This is a genomic window from Mesorhizobium sp. P2_F7 (assembly GCF_056403695.1).
Genome location: NZ_JBFUFA010000004.1, coordinates 154,780 through 172,628, shown reverse-complemented (window position 1 = coordinate 172,628; position 17,849 = coordinate 154,780). Strand labels below are relative to the sequence as shown.

At 64.0% G+C, this 17,849-nt stretch carries 14 protein-coding genes; 6 read left to right on the top strand and 8 right to left on the bottom strand.

Annotated elements, in window-relative coordinates; genetic code table 11:
• Positions 1 to 40 precede the first annotated feature (40 nt).
• Together AC1DZ8_RS14900 and AC1DZ8_RS14895 are read left to right on the top strand one after the other, a co-directional pair.
• On the top strand, positions 41 to 1,501 hold the full coding sequence (locus AC1DZ8_RS14900; RefSeq protein ID WP_477304551.1) for a phospholipase D-like domain-containing protein: 1,461 nt from the start codon (positions 41 to 43) through the stop codon (positions 1,499 to 1,501).
• Positions 1,502 to 1,583: 82 nt separating this feature from the next.
• Positions 1,584 to 2,381 carry an endonuclease/exonuclease/phosphatase family protein gene (locus AC1DZ8_RS14895; protein ID WP_477304553.1) on the top strand — a complete coding sequence of 266 codons (798 nt, stop codon included), beginning with the start codon at positions 1,584 to 1,586 and terminating at the stop codon, positions 2,379 to 2,381.
• A 1-nt stretch (position 2,382) separates the two neighbouring features.
• Here AC1DZ8_RS14895 and AC1DZ8_RS14890 read toward each other — a convergent pair whose 3' ends face one another.
• The 5 genes from AC1DZ8_RS14890 to AC1DZ8_RS14870 all read right to left on the bottom strand — a co-directional run bounded on the left by AC1DZ8_RS14890 (position 2,383) and on the right by AC1DZ8_RS14870 (position 8,830).
• Positions 2,383 to 4,362 (bottom strand): glycoside hydrolase family 127 protein, encoded by a 1,980-nt coding sequence (locus AC1DZ8_RS14890; RefSeq protein ID WP_477304555.1) that lies wholly within the window; start codon positions 4,360 to 4,362, stop codon positions 2,383 to 2,385.
• A 43-nt stretch (positions 4,363 to 4,405) separates the two neighbouring features.
• Entirely contained in the window at positions 4,406 to 5,263 is an 858-nt protein-coding gene (locus AC1DZ8_RS14885) for a carbohydrate ABC transporter permease (RefSeq protein ID WP_477304557.1), read from the bottom strand.
• The gene (locus tag AC1DZ8_RS14880; protein ID WP_477304559.1) at positions 5,263 to 6,186 is read right to left on the bottom strand and encodes a carbohydrate ABC transporter permease; all 924 of its coding nucleotides are present in this window, start codon (positions 6,184 to 6,186) and stop codon (positions 5,263 to 5,265) included. The genes AC1DZ8_RS14885 and AC1DZ8_RS14880 overlap by 1 nt, the downstream gene beginning before the upstream one ends.
• Positions 6,187 to 6,481: 295 nt before the next feature.
• Complete coding sequence (locus AC1DZ8_RS14875; protein WP_477309521.1) at positions 6,482 to 7,723, bottom strand: ABC transporter substrate-binding protein; 1,242 nt, start codon at positions 7,721 to 7,723, stop codon at positions 6,482 to 6,484.
• 63 nt (positions 7,724 to 7,786) lie between these two features.
• Positions 7,787 to 8,830, bottom strand: a complete 1,044-nt coding sequence (locus AC1DZ8_RS14870) for a LacI family DNA-binding transcriptional regulator (RefSeq protein ID WP_477309520.1) — start codon at positions 8,828 to 8,830, stop codon at positions 7,787 to 7,789.
• Positions 8,831 to 9,104: 274 nt separating this feature from the next.
• Here AC1DZ8_RS14870 and AC1DZ8_RS14865 point away from each other — a divergent pair, with 274 nt between their 5' ends.
• Positions 9,105 to 9,638 (top strand): dihydrofolate reductase family protein, encoded by a 534-nt coding sequence (locus AC1DZ8_RS14865; protein ID WP_477309519.1) that lies wholly within the window; start codon positions 9,105 to 9,107, stop codon positions 9,636 to 9,638.
• A 132-nt stretch (positions 9,639 to 9,770) separates the two neighbouring features.
• Here the strand turns inward: AC1DZ8_RS14865 and AC1DZ8_RS14860 are convergent, their stop codons facing one another.
• Positions 9,771 to 9,914: a hypothetical protein gene (locus AC1DZ8_RS14860; RefSeq protein ID WP_477309518.1), complete on the bottom strand. Its 144-nt coding sequence runs from the start codon at positions 9,912 to 9,914 to the stop codon at positions 9,771 to 9,773.
• A 298-nt stretch (positions 9,915 to 10,212) separates the two neighbouring features.
• Here AC1DZ8_RS14860 and AC1DZ8_RS14855 point away from each other — a divergent pair, with 298 nt between their 5' ends.
• The 3 genes from AC1DZ8_RS14855 to AC1DZ8_RS14845 are packed head-to-tail and all read left to right on the top strand — an operon-like array spanning position 10,213 to position 15,503.
• Positions 10,213 to 14,319: a Pls/PosA family non-ribosomal peptide synthetase gene (locus tag AC1DZ8_RS14855; protein WP_477401122.1), complete on the top strand. Its 4,107-nt coding sequence runs from the start codon at positions 10,213 to 10,215 to the stop codon at positions 14,317 to 14,319.
• 30 nt (positions 14,320 to 14,349) lie between these two features.
• Positions 14,350 to 14,832, top strand: coding sequence for a GNAT family N-acetyltransferase (locus AC1DZ8_RS14850; protein ID WP_477401120.1), 483 nt, complete (start codon positions 14,350 to 14,352; stop codon positions 14,830 to 14,832).
• Positions 14,829 to 15,503, top strand: a complete 675-nt coding sequence (locus tag AC1DZ8_RS14845) for a 4'-phosphopantetheinyl transferase family protein (RefSeq protein WP_477309515.1) — start codon at positions 14,829 to 14,831, stop codon at positions 15,501 to 15,503. The genes AC1DZ8_RS14850 and AC1DZ8_RS14845 overlap by 4 nt, the downstream gene beginning before the upstream one ends.
• A 50-nt stretch (positions 15,504 to 15,553) precedes the next feature.
• Here the strand turns inward: AC1DZ8_RS14845 and AC1DZ8_RS14840 are convergent, their stop codons facing one another.
• Both AC1DZ8_RS14840 and AC1DZ8_RS14835 read right to left on the bottom strand, forming a co-directional pair.
• Entirely contained in the window at positions 15,554 to 16,420 is an 867-nt protein-coding gene (locus AC1DZ8_RS14840) for a patatin-like phospholipase family protein (RefSeq protein ID WP_477309514.1), read from the bottom strand.
• Entirely contained in the window at positions 16,417 to 17,835 is a 1,419-nt protein-coding gene (locus tag AC1DZ8_RS14835) for a M16 family metallopeptidase (RefSeq protein WP_477309513.1), read from the bottom strand. Before AC1DZ8_RS14835 ends, AC1DZ8_RS14840 begins: the two co-directional genes overlap by 4 nt.
• Between the last annotated feature and the right edge of the window lie 14 nt (positions 17,836 to 17,849).

Below are 17,849 nucleotides of genomic sequence, written 5' to 3'. Positions count from 1 at the left end.
TGCATTGCCTTCTGCGGCCGCTGGCTCGATAGTCCTGCCGATGTGGCAGACCTTTGTGACCTACTGGCCTCTGATCCTCGTGATCATTCCGATGCTGATGGCCGCTATCGGCATCGTCCACGCTATCATGACCAAGGAAGACGTCCGCGCCGCCACCGGCTGGGTGGGCGTAATGATCTTGTCGCCGTTCCTGGGCGCCATCATCTATGCCATTGCCGGCATCAACCGCATCCGCCGCGCCACGATCAGCGCCATGCGGCCCGTGGCCGGTGAAGCCGAGACAGCCAAACACGACCGCGACCTTGCGCTCGAAGCGCTCATCTCAGCCGAATTCGGCCAGCGCTTTGCCGGCCTGAAGACGTTGGGCGACAGGGTGGCGCGGCGTGGCCTGCTTTCGGGCAACGCAATCGCCATGCTGAGGACGGGCGACGACGCCTACGCGGCCATGCGCAAAGCGATCGACGGCGCACAGCGCAGCGTCCTGCTCGAGACCTACATCTTCGACAATGACGAAATCGGGCAGCGTTTCGTCGAATCGCTGGCCGGCGCGGTCCGGCGCGGCGTCACCGTGCGCGTGCTGATCGATGCCGTCGGCGTGCGCTATTCCGTGCCCAGCATTCTCACGACTCTGCGGGAAGCCGGCGTCACCGTCGATCTCTTCAACGGCAACATCGTCATGGGCCTGAGACTTCCCTATGCGAACTTGAGAACTCACAGAAAAATCCTGATCGTCGACGGTTCAGTCGCATTCACGGGGGGCATGAACATCCGCAAGGGATTCTCGGCCGAATTCGCTGGCGCCGACACCTCGGCGGATACGCATTTTCAGGTCACCGGACCGGTGGTGGCCGACCTGTTTGCGGTTGCCGCCGAAGACTGGCGCTTTGCCGGCAACGAGGCGCTGAAGGACGCGGTCTGGCAGGTCGAAAAACCCGCGCCGCCTCCCGGTCAGCCAATCCTGGTGCGGGCCGTGGCGTCGGGACCGGATTCCAGCATCGAAACCAACCACAAATTGCTGATGGGGGCATTTTCGGTCGCCCGCAAATCGATCCGCATCATGTCGCCTTATTTCCTGCCGGACCGGGAATTCATCAGCGCGCTGACCACGGCGGCGCGGCGCGGCGTCGAAATCGACATCGTCGTGCCGGCGGTCAACAATCTCTTCCTGGTCGGCCGCGCCATGACGGCGCAATACGACCAGGTGTTGAAGCATTATTGCCGGGTGTGGCGCCACGAAGGGTCATTCGACCATTCGAAGCTGCTGTCGGTCGATGGCGTCTGGGCCTATGTCGGCTCCTCCAACCTGGATGCCCGGTCGCTCAGGCTGAACTTCGAGATCGACATGGAGGTGCTGGATGCAGGCTTTGCCGCCGAGATCGAAGCGCGCATCGGAGCGGCAATCGCATCGGCCAAACCCGTCACACTCGCAACGCTGAAAGCGCGGCCATTTGTCATCCGTGTCTTTGACCGGTTGCTATGGCTGGGATCGCCCTATCTCTAATGCATATCGCTCAAAAGTGGTCCCGGTTTTGAGAGAACGATATGCATTAAACAAGGAATCAGGACAGATTGAACGCAGGCCCATGGACATAAACGGACGCAGCCTTCCAGAGACCGTGCTCCTGTCGATCCGCGGCAGGAAAGCGCGCAAGGCGAACGCGACGCCGCGCAAGCGCGTCGACGGCGCCCAGATGGTGGTCGCCTCCTATAACGTCCACAAATGCATCGGCACCGACCGCAGATTCGACCCCGAACGGACCGCCCGCGTCATCCGTGAAATCGGCCCCGACGTCATTGCTTTGCAGGAGGCCGACAACCGCTTCGGCGACCGCGCCGGGCTACTCGACCTTGCCCGGATCGAGCACGAAACCGGACTGGTGCCGGTGCCGGTTTCGGGAAACGGCAAGGGTCATGGCTGGCGCGGCAACGTGCTGTTGTTCAAGCGTGGGACGGTGCGCGACGTGCATCAGATCAAGCTGCCGGGCCTGGAGCCACGCGGCGCGCTGGTGGCCGAGATCGACCTCGACGAAACCCGCACGCTGCGGGTCATTGCCGCGCATCTCGGCCTGTTGCGCCGCTCGCGCTCCGAGCAGGCCCGCGTCGTGCTCGACATTATGAGCAGCCAGGATGAAAGGCCGACCTTGCTGCTCGGCGACCTCAATGAATGGCGGCTGGGCAACCGCTCGGCGCTGAAGACGCTGCACACAACCTTTGCCACGCCGCCGGCCGTACCGACTTTTCCCTCAGGCCTGCCGGTGCTGGCGCTCGACCGGATCATGGCCAACCGGCACGGCATGGTCTCGTCCGTGGAAGCCCATGACACACCGCTGTCGCGGGTTGCGTCGGATCACCTGCCGCTGACGGCGTTTGTGAGTTTGTAACTCACCCGTCCCGCAGCCACACCAGCATCTCGCCCGGGTCGCGATTGTCCCAGGCATAGTAGGGAACCGCCGTGAGCCTGATCTCCTCGTGGGCCGGCGGCTCGCTTCTATAGAGGCCGTTCTCCCAACCTTCCGCCGCCTCGCGGTCGACCGTGGCCGAAAGCGTGACGACGCCGCCGAGCAGGTTCGGTTCCGGGTGTGCTTCTATCCGGGCCGTGCGCGGCAAGCTGATGCGGTGCAGTTGGCCAGGATTGTCTGTTTCCTCAACGCAATAGATCAGCGGGCCGCGTGACAGCGCGACGCGGCCGATATCCTGGCGCACCTGCGGGTTGGCGAACAGGCGCGAGATCGACATGTCGAGGTCGAGTTCGACCCGGTCGCCGTTTTGCCACTCGCGCCAGATCGCCGCGTAGCCATCGTTCGACGCGGCATCGAGGTCGACAGGCACACCGTTGACCTTCAGCGTCGCCTTGCGGCACCAGGATGGCACGCGCAGATGCAGCGTGAACTCGACCGGCGCCTCCGGCTCGACCCGGATCGAGACCGCGCCGTCCCAAGGATAATTGCTGGTCTGGACGAGGCTGACCGGCGTGCCCGCGATGTCGAAACGCGCCGTCGAGTCGCCATAGAGGTGGACGGCCAGCGCATCGTCGGCCAGGCTGTAGAAATAGCTGCCGATCGACGCCACCATGCGGCCGATATTGGGCGGGCAGCAGGGGCAGCGGTGCCATTTCCAGCGATTGTGCCTGCCCCGGCTTTCCAGCGGGTTCTCGTAGAAGAACAGCGAGCCGTCGAGCGACAGGCCGGAGATCGAGCCGTTGTAGAGCGCCCGCTCCATCATGTCGGCGTAGCGGGCGTTGGGGCCCATGCCGAGCATGCGACTGGCCCAGAACACCAGCCCCACCGAGGCGCAGGTCTCGGCATAGGCGGTTTCGTTTGGCAGGTCGTAGTCGCTGGTGAAGCCTTCATTGTGGGCCGACGGCCCAAGGCCGCCGGTGACATAGAGGCTCTTGGTGGTGAGATCGTCCCAGAGCCGGTCGAGTGCTATCCGCAGCGTATCGTCGCCATATTCCGTGGCGATGTCAGCCATGCCGGAATAGAGGTACATCGCCCTGACGGCATGACCGACGACCTTGTCCTGCTCGCGCACCGGCCTGTGCGACTGATTGTATTCGTAGGTCTTGAAATGGTAGGCCTTCGGGTCGGCGCCGCGGGCGCACGCCTCCTCGTCAAAATAATGCGGCTCAACGCCGCGCTGGTCGATGAAGTATTTCGCCAGGTCCATATATTTCCGCTCGCCAGTCGCCCGCGCCAGCTTGACCAGCGCCAGCTCTATCTCCTCATGGCCGCAATAGCCCTTCTGCTTGCCGGGCTCCGGCCCGAACCTGTCGGCGATATGGTCGGCATAGCGGCATAGGATGTCGAGCAGCTTGCGCTTGCCGGTGGCCTGGAAATATGCGACCGCACCCTCGATCAGATGGCCGGCGCAGTAGAGCTCGTGGCAGTCGCGCAGATTGGTCCAGCGCAGACCGGGCTGGATGCGCTGATACCAGCTCGACAGATAGCCGTCGGGCTGCTGCAGCTTTTCGTACATGTCGATGACGGCGTCGATGTTTTTCTCAAGCCGTTCGTTGCGGCGGCGGTAGAGCGAATAGGCGGCGGTCTCGATGGTCTTGCCCCAGTCGGAGTCCCAGAACATCTGCGTCGTCACCGTCGAGCCGGTGAAGCCGGGTGTGGCCGCCTCGTCGGGCGACGGCGAATGGAAGGGGATGACGAGGCCGGGCGACGGCCGGTCCGGATCGATCTGCTCCAGCATGCGGGCTTCGACGCAGCGCTCGTAGAGGATGTCGGCGGTGCGCGACGCCACCGCATCGACGCGGTCGCCCCAGAAGCCGCGCACGTCGACCTGCGGCACCGGCAGCGGGCGGAAGGCGAGGCTCAGTTTGCCGGTCTTTCGGGCGGCGGATTTGTGTGCGGTCATCGGCTGGCTCCGTTCGATTTCGTCATTGTCATTTCACTGCGGGTCATTTCACCGCGCCGGCCATCAGGCCGCGTATGTAGAAGCGCTGCAGCAACAGGAAGAGGATCAGGCAAGGCACCATCATCACGGTGACGCCGGCCTGCACGGCGCCCCAGTCGATGGCGCCGAAGCGGCCGGACTGAAGTGCGGTCATCATGATCGGCAGTGTGAATTTGGACTGGTCGGTCATCAGCACCAGGGCGGCCAGGAACTCGTTCCAGGCGCCGAGGAAGGCGAACAGCGCGATGGTGACGATGCCGGGCCAAACCAAAGGCAGCATCACCTTCAGCAGCATGGTGAGATTGTTGGCGCCGTCCATGCGGGCGGCCTCCTCGATCTCGCGCGGCACCGCGTCGAAGGCGTTGCGCATCATGAAGATCGAGAACGGTAGCTGCAGCGTGACATAGACAAAGACCAGCCCGGTCAGCGTGTTGTGCAGGCCGACCTTGGTCAGCACCAGGAAGATCGGCGTCAGGATCGACTGGAACGGGATCATGATCGTCGACAGGATGACGACAAATAGCAGGTCCTTGAACGGAAAGCGGAAGCGCGAGAAACCGTAGCCGGCAAGCACGCTGACGATCACGGAAAACACCACCGTCATGACCGAGACATAGATGCTGTTTTGCGCCGGCAGCCATAGCCCGTCGCCGAAGGTGTTGAGCGTGCCGTAATTTTCGACCGAAAAACCGGTGGTCGGCCAGGGCGGCAGCGGCGGCAGGCGCGCCTCCTGCGACGGCTTGAAGGCCGACAGCACCGTCCAGACGATTGGCGCCAGGAACAGCACCGAGGCGATCATGCCGGTGGCGTGCTCGGCGATGCCGAGGCGCAAGCGGCTGTTGCGGCTTCTTGCCTGCGCCATCAGTCGACCCCCTCGGGCTTGCGCAGCAGCCAGAGCTGGAACGTGCTGAGCGCGACCAGGATGGCGAGCAGGATCATCGACAGTGCGGCGCCATAGCCGAGCTTGAACGACACGAAGGACTGGTTGAATATCCAGTAGACGGCGGTCAGCGTCTGGTTGCGCGGGCCGCCGCGCAGGATGATGTAGAACTGGTCGAAGGCGAGGATCGAGCCCGCCACCGACAGGATCAGCGCCAGCGCCAGCGTGCGGCGCATCAAGGGCAGCGTGATGGCGCGAAAGCGCGCGAATGGTCCTGCCCCGTCGATCATCGCCGCCTCCTGCAGATCGGTCGGGATCGACTGCAGGCCGGTCATCAGGATGATCATGGTGAAGCCCGCCACCTTCCACACAACCATGGCGATGATCGACCAGAAGGCCGGCTGGAAGGTGGCCAGAAGGTTGAATTTCTTCCCGGTCAGGCCGAGGTCGTAAGCGGCCGGGCTGAACAGGCCTGAATCGACATTGAGCAGCCACGACCAAAGCAGGCTGGCCGAAGCAAAGCCGATGACAGCCGGCATGAAGAAGGACGTGCGGTAGAAGCCGGTGAGCCGCCGGGGACGCTCGATGAACAGCGCCAGCGGAAATGCGACGGCGAAGATCGCGATCGTCACCACCACCGTGTAGAGGCCGGTGAAGCGCAGCGCGTTCCAGAACCTGGTGTCGCGCAGGATCGCCCAATAGTTATCGAGGCCGATGTAGCTGTGCTCGCCCATCAGCGGCCAGTTGTGCAACGACATCCACGCCGTCATGCCGAGCGGGATGATGAAGAACACGACGACCAGCGCCACGGCCGGCGCGACATAGAGCAAGCCGATCCACTGCCGGCGCCCGGCGCCGACCAGTTTTCTGGCACGTGGCGGGGTGGTGGTTGCGATGGCGGTCATAGGCTCTGCTCTTGCTTTGCTCTCCCCTTGTGGGGAGGGAATTTCAGCTTGGGTTCCTCGCCCCCGCCAGAGGCGGGGGAGAGGTGGCCGCGAAGCGGCCGGAGAGGGGGCGATCGTAGGGCGCAGCCCCCTCTCCGTCTCGGCTTCGCCGAGCCACCTCTCCCCCACTTCGTGGGGGCGAGGAACCAAGCTGGACAGATGCGATGTCCGGCCGCCCGTCCAGGGAGACGGACGGGCGGCCGGATCAGGACCTCGGACGGCAGGGCGTTGCGCCACCTTGCCGTCCAGCCAGTCCCTATTTCTGCGGCGCCTGGTCGATGATCGACTGCATGGTCTCCTGGGCGTTCGCGATCGCACCGTCGACATCGTCGCCGAAGAAGACTTCGTTGACCATTTGCGTCCACGGGCCGTTGGCGGAGTTGATCAAATCGTTGAACACCACCGAATAGGGCGTGCGGCCTTTGGCCATCGCCTCGGCGGCGATCTGGTAGCGCGGGTCGAGATCCTTCAGCGCCTCCTTGGCGATGTCGCCGCGCACCGGCAGGCTGCCGTATTTCGCCAGGATGGTCTGGCCCTCCAGCGAATAGGCGAAGTCGAGAAACTCCTTCACCACGGCGAGCTTTGTTGTGCCCTTGGTGACGACGAAATTGTCGCCGCCGGCAAAGGACGACCAGGCGCCATCCTTGCCCGGCAGAAAGGTGACGCCGTAATCGACATTGGGATACTGCGTGTTGAGGGCGCCGATGGCGAAGGCGCCGGACGGCGAAATGCCGATATTGCCGGCGGCAAAGGCGGCAAAGAAGTTGGAACCGGTATCGGTCTGCGCGCCGGCCGGCACCAGATCCTTCTTGACCATCGACCGGTAAAGGTCGATGGCGCCGCGCAGTTGCGGGCTGTCCAGCGTCGCCTTGGAGCCGTCCTCGGAGAGGATGTCGCCGCCCGAGGCCCAGATCAGCGGCGTGAAGGTGAAGATGTTGCAGCCGCCGCAATTGCCGGAGAAGTAGAAACCCTTGATGTCGCCTCCGAGCGCGTTGACCTTCTCGGCGTCGGCTTCGATTTCGGCCCAGTTGGTCGGGCCCTTTTCAGGGTCGAGCCCGGCCTGCTTGAACAGCTTCTTGTTCCAGATCAGCACCGAGCTATCGGCCGAGAACGGCAGGCCGTAGATGCGGCCCTTGTAAGTGCCGGTCTTGACGTGCGCCGGCGACAGGCTGGCGAAATAGGGCAGCGACTTCGCCCAGTCGGTGATGTCTTCCAGCTGGCCGGCGGCGGAAAAGGCCGGCGTGTAGATCAGGTCGAGCGATAGCGCGTCGGGCGCCGTGCCGCCGGCGGCCGCGGCGCCATATTTCGGAATGATCTCGGCATTGGGGATGATGTCGAGCTTGATCTGGTTCTCATGCGCCTTGTTGAAGGCATCGACGATGCGCGGCATGAAATTCGAGCCGTCGGCGCGCACCCAGATATTGGCCGTGTCGGCGGCAAAAGCGGGCAGAGCAAAGATGCTTGCGGCGAGCGCGAGCCCGGCAATCATGGTCTTCATGGTTCTCCTCCTCATGGTTCTGTTCTCCTCCCTATTGCGGCGCAGATCGCGCCGCGCGTTCTCCTAGCCGCCTGGTGGACGGCCGCATGACTGACGCACCACCAGCCGGCACGGCAGTTTTCGGATGCCCGGCGCGGCCGGTTGGCCGCCGACGAGCGAAAGCAGTGCAAGCCCGGCCTCGCGGCCAAGCGCTGACAGGTTCATGTCGACCGAGGTCAGCGGCGGCCGCGTCGCTTCGGCCACGATCTCCCAATTGTCGAAGCCGATGACGCCGACTTCGCCGGGCACACTGACCCCACGCTCGCGCAGCGCATCGATGACGCCGCGCGCGATCTGGTCGTTGCCGCAGAAGACGGCGTCGGGCCTTTCTCCCCTGCCCGCCTTACCGTCGAAAAGTTTGCCGACCGCCTCATGCCCCCAGGCTTCCGACCAGGCGCCGAGCAGCGGCTCGGCAACCGGCAGGCCGTGCTCGGCCAGCACCTCGCGATAGGCGCGCGCCCGCTCATGCACCACGGCAAAGCTCGCCGGACCGCTGACATGGGCGATGCGCCGGCGCCCGAGCGCGCAAAAATGCTCGACCGCCAGCCGCGCCCCGCCGGCATCGTCTGAGACGAAGCCGATGGCGTCGGGATCGGGCTGGGTGAAGGCATAGATCACCGGGATGCGCAGATTGGCGAGGTCGACCGGCAGGTGGCGGTCGATGCGCTTGCCGGTGGCGATGATGCCGTCGACGCGCTTGTCGAGCATGGCCTCGACATGCAGTTGGCCGAGCCGCTGGTCGTCCTCGACATTGCACAGGAACACCGAGACGCCGGCATCGACCAGCGCATCGGAGACGCCAGCCATCAGCGGCAGCGAGAAGCGGCCGTAGGTATCGTTGGTAAGCAGCCCGACGGTGAAGGAGCGCTTGCGCAACAGGCTCTGCGCCAGGCTGTTCGGCCGGAACCCGAGCCGCTGCGCCGTCTCGCGGATGCGCTCGCGCGTCTGTGCCGTCATGCGCCCCTGCCCGTTCAGCGCCTTCGACGCCGTGGCCACACTGACGCCGGCGGCGGACGCCACCTCACGCAGGGTGACGGGGGTCTTGGCGGGAGAGGCGTCGGAGGACATGATGCGCGGCGCGTTCCTTAGCTGAGAAAAGGTTTTCTCTTACCGCCCTGCACGGTGATGACTTGTGAGGTCAGCACGTGCTGGGCGATTTGGGAAAAGGTTTTCTCAGATGAGATTAAGGGAAGGTGGTGGGGATGACAAGGGGGATGGTTAGACCACAATTGCGTAAACCTCGCCTGTCAGCGGTAGGTTGTCGAAGCGCCGCGCTCTTTTTCACCAAGCGTGTAGCATCGGATCTCCGCCATCCGTCCTCTGGCCACAGAAGGAGAACGCTATGAGAAAATTGATCGTCACCGAATTCATCAGCGTCGACGGCATTGCAGAGGTCGAGAAGCTGCCCAAAGTGACCTGGAGCGATGAAATGCAAAGGTTCAAGGAGGATGAGCTTGCCGACAGCGGCGCCATGCTGTTGGGGCGCACGACCTATGAGATTTTTGCCGGCTCATGGCTGAGTGAAACCGGCGATTTTGCCGACCGGTTCAACGCGCTGCCGAAATATGTCGCCTCGACCAGCCTGAAAGCGTTGGACTGGAAGCCGGCGGAATTGCTTGCGGGTTCCTTGCCGGAAGCAGTGAGCAAGCTGAAGCAAGGCAGTGGCGGCAACATCTATGTGCATGGCAGCCTCAGCGTCGCCCAGGAATTGCTGCGCCACGGACTGGTCGACCGCGTCAGGCTGCTGAGTTATCCCGGTACTGTTGGCGACGGCAAGAAGCTGTTTCCGTCCGATGTGCCAGTGGCGCTCGAGCCGATCTCGGCCGTGCAGTTCAGCAATGGCGTGGTGGCGCTGGAGTATGCGGCTGGGAAGTAGGCCAATCTCCCCCCTTGTGGGGGAGATCAGCAGCGTCGGCGCTCAGCTTCCCTCACCCAGCCTTCCCTCGCTTTCCCTTGGCGCGCGCCTCCCTTCCACTTCGCGCTTCAGCGCCATTTTCTTCACGACGTCCTAGACGACCCCGAGAGTCTCGACCCGCCCGGTCGGACGCGGTGCTGTGGTGATGATCAGCGCGTTGGAATGCTGGTGGCCGATCAGGTTGGAATCGATGCTGTAGGCCGGGCCGCGCTTCTCGTCCGCCCTTCGGACCCACAAGGGACTCGCCCCGCCGCCGATCTTGGCCAACTGCCGCCGTTTCGACTCGAAAGAGTAAGCAAGGCACGCTCCAGCCCCCGCAAGAACCAACAAGGGGAATGCGCGCCCAGACACACTCCAGAAACAAAATTCAACCGTTCGGAAAAACTGGCGAAAAGATCGGATGGCATAAGCCTCCGCAGTCGGGATTCCGGGTTCTTCCTTTTTAGAAGCGTCGGTCCTCCACCAACAAAATCGCAGCGGCACAATGCCTGCTCGCGCGGCGGCATGAACGGCCGCCTGGCCAAGACAAGAGAGTATGGAAATGGACTACGATATCGCCGAACTGGATAGCGACGCGGCAACGCCGATCAGCCAAACCGGCCTGGCAAGCATCGATGCGCTGGCAAGGATCGCTCACGGCCCGGCAAGGGCCGGCCATGGCCAGATCCTGACGGGCACCGACTTTGACCGGCATGGCCTGCCCGGTGAGCGGCTCGATACGGTGTTCGAGCAACTCGCAGAAGCGTTCGCCACGTTGCCGGCGGTGATCTCCGACGAGCGTGTCTGGACGTATCAGGAGCTGAACGGCCGTGCCAACCAGTTTGCCCGCATGCTGATCAAGCACGGCGTACGGCCGGGCCACCGGGTCGGGCTCATTCTCGACCGGTCGGCGGACACTTATGTCGCGTTGCTGGCGGTGATGAAGGCGGGAGCCGCCTTCGTGCCGTTGGCCACCGCGTTTCCGCAGGAGCGGATGGCGCTCATCATCGAAGACGCCGGCGTCAGCATGATCGTCACCATCGCCGCCTATGCGTCACGCGCCGGTCAACTGGCCGTGCCGCATGTGTTGATCGACAGCGCCGCCGCAGAGATTTCCGCACAGTCGCCCGCGCCGCTGAAGCCGCATGCGAAGACCGCCGACGACATCTGCTACATCCTCTATACCTCAGGCACCACCGGCAAGCCCAAGGGCGTGGTCATCAAGCACCAGAGCTTCGTCAACTTCATCCGGGTCGCCGCCTCCTCCTACGGATACCGGCCAGGCGACCGGGTCTATCAGGGCATGACCATTGCCTTCGACTTCTCCTCCGAAGAGATCTGGGTGCCGTTCGTCGCCGGTGCGACAGTCGTGCCCGCACCTGGCCAGATGCCACTGGTGGGAGAGGAACTGGCGGATTTCCTGCGCCTCCATGACATCACCTGCATGGCCTGCAGCCCGACCTTGCTGTCGTCGATGACATCGGACGTGCCCAGCCTGCGCACGCTGCTGGTCGGCGGCGAGGCCTGCCCGCACAATCTGGTGGTGCGCTGGTCGAAGCCGGGCAGGCAGATCCTCAACACCTATGGCCCCACCGAGGCGACCGTCACAGCGACCATGGGGGCGCTGACGCCCGACAGTCCGGTGACCATCGGCGCGCCGTTGCCGACCTACTCGATCGTCATTCTCGACGCCTCGTTACCGCAACTTGCCGAGCCGGGTGAACTGGGCGAGATCGGCATTGCCGGCATCGGGCTCGCCGTCGGCTATCTCAACCGGCCGGACCTGACCGACCAGAAATTCATTGCCGATTTCATCGGCCTGCCGAACAACCCGTCGCAGCGCATCTACCGCACCGGCGACCTTGGCCGGATCAACGCCAAGAGCGAGATCGAGTATGCCGGGCGCATCGACACTCAGGTGAAGATCCGGGGGTATCGCATCGAGCTCGGCGAGATCGAGGCGGTGCTGCTCGACCAGCCCGAGATCGCGCAGGCCGCCGTTACCACCTGGGAGATCGAACCCGGCCGCGTCGAACTCGTTGCCTATTACGCGCTTAAAACCGGCGTAGCGGCGATTTCCCGCGGGGATCTCGCCCAGACGATGAAGCGGCGCCTGCCGGACTACATGGTGCCGGCCTATCTGGAGGAGCTGCCGGCGATCCCGATGACGGTCTCCAACAAGGTGGACCTGCGCCAGCTGCCGAAGCCGACAAGCACGAGGCTTTCGGCAGACCGTGCCATGGTGGCGCCCGGCAATGACGACGAGCGTTTCCTGGCCGACGCCCTGGCCGCGGTGCTGAAATTCGACGAGGTGTCGGTCGAGGACAATTTCTTCGACGACCTCGGCGCCAACTCGCTGCTGATGGCGCATTTCTGCGCCCGCGTTCGCACCCGCAAGGAATGGGCGACGACGTCGATGCGCGACATCTATCTCTATCCCACAGTGGCGCGCCTGGCGCGCCATCTGGGTGCGGCGGAAGAGATGACGACGGCCACCTTCGAGCCAGTGCTGACCCGCCGGGCCTCGAACCTTGTCTACTGGACCTGCGGCATGGCCCAGCTTTCGTTCTACCTTGGCTACAGCTATGTCGCGCTGTGGGCGATCAACAACGGCCTCAACTGGGTCTATGACGCGCTCGACGAGCCGCTGCAGCTCTATGTCAGGTGCGTGGCGCTTTCAGCCGCCGTGTTCTTCGGCATGTCGGGCTTTGCCGTCCTGGCGAAATGGGTGCTCATCGGCCGCTGGAAGGCCGAAGCGTTTCCGATCTGGGGATGGCGCTACTATCGCTTCTGGGTCGTCAAGACGCTGATCCGCACCGCACCTGTCGTGCTGTTCCGCGGCAGCCCGCTCTACAGCATTTACCTGCGGCTGCTCGGCACAAAGCTTGGGCACAACGCGGTCATCGAGTCGCGTTCCGTGCCCGTCTGCACGGATCTCATCTCGATCGGCGCCAACACCATCCTGCGCAAGGAATCGATGATCCTCGGCTATCGCGCCCAGGCCGGCTACATCCACACCGGGCCGCTGACCATCGGTCGCGATGCCTTCGTCGGCGTCGGCTCCACGCTCGACATCGACAGTTCGATCGGCGACGGCGGCCAGCTCGGCCATTCATCCTCGCTGCAGCGTGGACAAAGTATCCCGGACGGTGAGCACTGGCATGGGTCGCCCGCCGTGCCGACCACGGCCGACTATTGCAAGGTGCGCAACGCGAACGCTTACGAGGTTCGGCGTTTCCTCTACGAAGCCGTCCAGCTGGTGCTGCTGTTCGCTGTCGTCACCCCGCTGCCGCTGCTGTTCCATAGCTATTGGGAATATGTCGGCGACGACTATCAGGAAACGATCGGTCTGGTCGCGATCGGCACGACGGTCACGCTTTTCGGCTATGGCGCGCTCGCGTTTTTCGCCGCCACGGTGGTGCCGCGCGTGATCAGCCTGATCCTGAAGCCCGGCCGCACCTATACGCTCTACGGTTTCCGTTACTGGCTGCAGACCGTCTCCGAGTTTTCCAGCAACTCGCGTGTGCTCGGGCTGCTGTTCGGCGACAGCTCGGCCATCGTCTATTACATGCGCGCCATCGGGTGGAACCTCAACAAGGTGGTGCAGACCGGTTCCAATTTCGGCTCCAACCAGCAGCACGAAAACCCGCTTCTGTGCGAGATCGGCACCGAGACCATGGTGTCGGACGGGCTGTTCATGATCAACATGCACAAGTCCGCCTCGGCTTTCCGGCTCGAGCCGACGCGGATCGGCGAGCGCAACTATCTCGGCAACAACATCTACTATCCGCCGGATGGACGCACAGGCGACAACGTCCTGCTCGGCACCAAGGTGATGGTCCCCATCGATGGGCCGGTGCGCGAGAATGTCGGGCTCTTGGGTTCGCCATCCTTTGAGATTCCGCGCATGGTGAACCGCGACAAGGAGCTGATCGCCGGCGTCGACGAGGCGGACCGGCGCAAGCGCATCCCGTTCAAGAACCGCCACAATCTGGTGACGATCCTTCTGTTCATGGCGACGCAATGGGTCATGCTGTTCGTGACGCTGGCGATCTGGGACCGTGCGTTGAACTACTATACCGAATGGGCCGAGGTCGCGCTCTTCGTGGCGGTGATCCTGACCTCCATCATTACCATTCCGTTCTACATCTTCGTCGAGCGGGCAAGCCTTGGTTTCAGGAGACTGAAGCCACGGATAACAACGATCTACGACGTCGACTTCTGGCGCCACGAACGCCACTGGAAGCTGGCGGATTCACCGATCGTGCGCCTGTTCGCCGGCACGCCGTTCCGGCCGATGATCCTGCGCCTGCTGGGTGTCAAGGTCGGCAGCAGGGTCTATGACGGTGGCGCCAACCTGACCGAGCGTTCCCTGGTGGAGATCGGCGACGACGTCACGCTGAACGAGGGGTCGGTCATCCAGGCCCATTCGCTGGAAGAAGGCGCCTTCAAGTCCGATTACATCCGCATCGGCGATGGCTGCACGCTTGGCCCGTCGGCGTTCATCCATTACGGCGTCGTGATGGGCAAGGGATCGATGGTCGACGCCGATTCCTTCGTGATGAAGGGCGAGGAGCTCGAGCCCAACTCGATCTGGCGCGGCAACCCGGCCAAGCTTCATCGGTTCGTCGAGCCGATTTCGGATGACGGCTCCAAGATTTGACACTCGATCCCGATAACGGTCGGAGGCAACGTGACGGAGCGATCCGGAAGCACACTCGACATCCGGATCGCCCCGGTGACCCCGGCCAATCGCGCCTTGGTCACGGCACTGCAGCTGGCGCCTGAGCAGATGGACTTCGTCGCCAGCAACCAGGCCTCGCTGCGCGAGGCCGGATCCGACAGGGATGCCCGCCCGCGCGCAATCATGGCCGGGGGTCGTGTCGTCGGGTTCCTGATGTATGAGGCGCCACGCGACGAAGACGAGGCGCGGATCTACCGCTTCATGATCGACCGCGCCTGGCAAGGCAGAGGCTACGGCAAGGCCGCTTTGCGTGAAGTGCTTGGCGAAATCCAGGGGCTCGGCCACATCAGGCACGTTTCCATCTGCTACGAACCGGAAAATGAAGCGGCACGGCAGCTCTATCGCGCCGCCGGCTTCGTCGAGGAAGGGCTGGACGAGGACGGGGAAATGATCGCGGACCTCGCTTTGCCTAGACGGATCGACCAACCATGACACCGCCGCTAGACGCCGGTGCGAGCCTGTCGGCCCAGGCAACCCTGCTGGCGGCGATGGTCGCCATGGCGCCGCTCGGCGTTCGGCTCGGCTGCCGCACGATCCGCGAAGGCGATGAGAACCATTTGCTGCCGCAGGAAGCACGCTCCATCCCGTCGCGCCAGCCGCTGATGCGGCGGGCGAGCGGCGCGGCGCGATGGATCGCGCGCGGGCTGCTGGCGGATATGGGCTTGAACGGCGTGGCTGTCTTGCGTGCATCGTCCGGCGCGCCGGTATGGCCGCCGGGGATAATTGGTTCGCTGGCTCATGACGACGAAATGGCCGTGGCGGCAGTCGCGCCGGTCTCCGACATCGTCGCGCTCGGCATCGATGTCGAGCCCGCCCTGCCCTTGCCCGACGACATCTTCGCGCTTGTTGCAACTGGAGCGGACCGGGCAGACCCGGTCAATCGACACCTCGCCGTTCGCATTCTCTTTTCAGCCAAGGAAGCCGTCTACAAGGCGGTGTATCCGCTCGATCGCGAAGTGCTGGGCTATGAGGATATCGTCGTCGACCTGACCACCGGCGCCGCGATGACGAAGACGGGCCGCAGGGCGAGAGTTGTCTACTGCGTTGCTCCGCGTGTGGTCGCTCTGGCGTTCGTCGACAGTGGCCGGGGCTCGTCGCTGTAGGCGCCAGTGGGACTGGCCGGCGCCCAATGGCAACACCGGTCAGCTTCGCCTCACCCCGCAGCTCCCTTGCCGCGTTTGCTCTTGCCGGCGCGCGATTCCACCGCCTTCTCGATCTCGCGCTTCAACTCGTCCTTGATCGCTTCCGTCTCGGCCATCAGCGTGTCGATCTTCATGAAATCGAGCACGCGGTATTTCGACACGGGCGGGCGGATCAGGATGTCGGGGGGGTGCTGGTTCAGCTTGTGGGCGATGATCGACTGCATCATCAATTGCGTGGCGCCGTACATCAGGTCGACGGTGGTCGGGTGCTTGCGCTCGGCCTCGCTCGGCGCGCCGACGACGTCGATGGCGATGATGATGTCGGCGGCGTTTTCGATGAGGTCGAACGGCACCGGATTGTAGATGCCGCCGTCGATCAGCACGCGGTCGTCGCGCGTCACCGGACGGAACACGGCGGGAATGGCGGCCGAGGCAGCCAAGGCCGAATGCAGGTCGCCATCGTCGAAGACGGCCAGCTTGTGGCCGAAATAGTCGGTCGCCGTCACCTTGAGCGGGATCTTCAGCTCGGCGAAGGTTTCGGGGATGGCTTCGGGCAGGAAGGCCTTCAGGATGCGCTCGATGTTGAACTGGCTGACGCGGATGCCACCCTGCATGGCCTCGGCGATGGTGCCGGGCCGCGAGCGCCACATGCGCGCGGCGACCTCGGCGCGGCGGCCCAGGATCGAACGGGCATAGTCCTCGATGTCCTTACCGCTCATGCCGGAGGCCATGCCGGCGCCCATGATGGCGCCGATCGAGGAGCCGGCGATGGCCACCGGCTTGATGCCGAGCTCGTCCAGCGCCGCGACGATGTGGATGTGTGCCAGGCCGCGTGCGCCGCCGCCGCCAAAGGCGATGCCGAACGTGGGACCTGTCATTTGGCCTCCAGCTTCGGACCGATGCTCATGATCGCGGGGGCCGGCGTCAGCAGCTTCTTCGCCGCCGCCTTGACCTGATCGAGCGTCACGCCGTTGATGAGCGCCGCACGGCGCTGCACGTAGTCGATGCCGAGATTGTCGAGCTGCAACTCCACCAGCGTGGCGGCGATACCGCTGGAAGAATCCAGATTGCTGATGGCATAGGAGCCGACCATGTATTTCTTGGTCGCGTCCAGTTCGGCCTCGGTCGGGCCCTCCTCGGCCATTTTCTTGACCACGTCCTTGACGATGGCGAGCGTCTCGGCGGCGCGGTCCGAACGCGTCGCCGTGGTGATGATCAGCGCGTTGGAATGCTGGTGATCGACCAGGTTGGAATCGACGCTATAGGCCAGGCCGCGCTTTTCGCGCACCTCGTCATAGAGGCGCGAGGTGAAGGTGCCGCCACCGAGAATCTGGTTCATCAGCACCGCGGCGAAGAAATCCGGCGCATCGCGCTTCACGCCGGGATAGGCGAACTGCAGCGAGGTCTGCGGCAGGTCGTAATCGACTTCGAGCTGCTGGCCAAGCTTCAGCTCGGTGTCGGCAACCGGTTGCAGGATTTGCTTCTCCGGCAGATCGCCGAACACCTGGTCGAGTTTCTTTTTCAGCGTCGCGGCGTCGATGTCGCCGACCACCGCGACATGCAGGCCGTTGCGGGCGAAATTGGCCTTGTGGAAGGCCGCCAGATCCGCCGCGGTGATGGTGGCGATACTGTCCTTGGTGCCCTGGTCGGGCCTGGAATAGGGATGGTCGCCATAGATGGCGCGCAGCCATTTGGTCTGGGCGACGGTGTTGGGGTCGCGCTCACTGGCGAGGATGCCGGACAGGATTTGGGAGCGGATGCGGTCGATCGGCGCCTGGTCGAAGCGCGGGCTGGTGACCGCCAGCCGGAGCAGGTCGAAGGCGGCATCCTTCTGCTCGGCCAGCATGCGCATGGCGCCATAGGTGCCGTCGCGCGCCGCGTCGAAGCCCATTTCGGCGCCGGCATCGTCGAGCCTGGTCTGGAAGGCGTCGCTGTCGAGATCGCCGGCGCCCTCATCGAACAGGCCGGTCATCAGATTGACCAGCCCTTCCTTGCCGGCGGGATCTTGCGTCGAGCCGCCGTCGAAGACGAAGCGAATGGCGATGATCGGAATCGAGTGGTCCTCGACCAGCCAGGCATTGATGCCCTTTGACGAGGTCACCTGCTGGATGTCCATCGCGCGCGCCGAAAGCGCCGGCAGGACGAGGAAGAAGATGGAAAGGAACAGCGTGGTGAAGGCGCGGACGATCTTCCCTTCTCCCCTTGTGGGAGAAGGTGGATCGGCGCGCAGCGCCGAGACGGTTGAGGGGTGTTGGAAGGATCGCCGTCTTTGCCAAGCTGGAGCACCCCTCATCCGACCTCGCTTCG

Coding starts and splice junctions, on each gene's coding strand:
- AC1DZ8_RS14875 (WP_477309521.1), bottom strand. CDS start 7,723: ATGAAGACCATGATTGCCGGGCTCGCGCTCGCCGCAAGCATCTTTGCT.
- AC1DZ8_RS14840 (WP_477309514.1), bottom strand. CDS start 16,420: ATGACAGGTCCCACGTTCGGCATCGCCTTTGGCGGCGGCGGCGCACGC.
- AC1DZ8_RS14835 (WP_477309513.1), bottom strand. CDS start 17,835: ATGAGGGGTGCTCCAGCTTGGCAAAGACGGCGATCCTTCCAACACCCC.
- AC1DZ8_RS14885 (WP_477304557.1), bottom strand. CDS start 5,263: ATGGCGCAGGCAAGAAGCCGCAACAGCCGCTTGCGCCTCGGCATCGCC.
- AC1DZ8_RS14890 (WP_477304555.1), bottom strand. CDS start 4,362: ATGACCGCACACAAATCCGCCGCCCGAAAGACCGGCAAACTGAGCCTC.
- AC1DZ8_RS14865 (WP_477309519.1), top strand. CDS start 9,105: ATGAGAAAATTGATCGTCACCGAATTCATCAGCGTCGACGGCATTGCA.
- AC1DZ8_RS14880 (WP_477304559.1), bottom strand. CDS start 6,186: ATGACCGCCATCGCAACCACCACCCCGCCACGTGCCAGAAAACTGGTC.
- AC1DZ8_RS14870 (WP_477309520.1), bottom strand. CDS start 8,830: ATGTCCTCCGACGCCTCTCCCGCCAAGACCCCCGTCACCCTGCGTGAG.
- AC1DZ8_RS14845 (WP_477309515.1), top strand. CDS start 14,829: ATGACACCGCCGCTAGACGCCGGTGCGAGCCTGTCGGCCCAGGCAACC.
- AC1DZ8_RS14895 (WP_477304553.1), top strand. CDS start 1,584: ATGGACATAAACGGACGCAGCCTTCCAGAGACCGTGCTCCTGTCGATC.
- AC1DZ8_RS14900 (WP_477304551.1), top strand. CDS start 41: ATGTGGCAGACCTTTGTGACCTACTGGCCTCTGATCCTCGTGATCATT.
- AC1DZ8_RS14855 (WP_477401122.1), top strand. CDS start 10,213: ATGGAAATGGACTACGATATCGCCGAACTGGATAGCGACGCGGCAACG.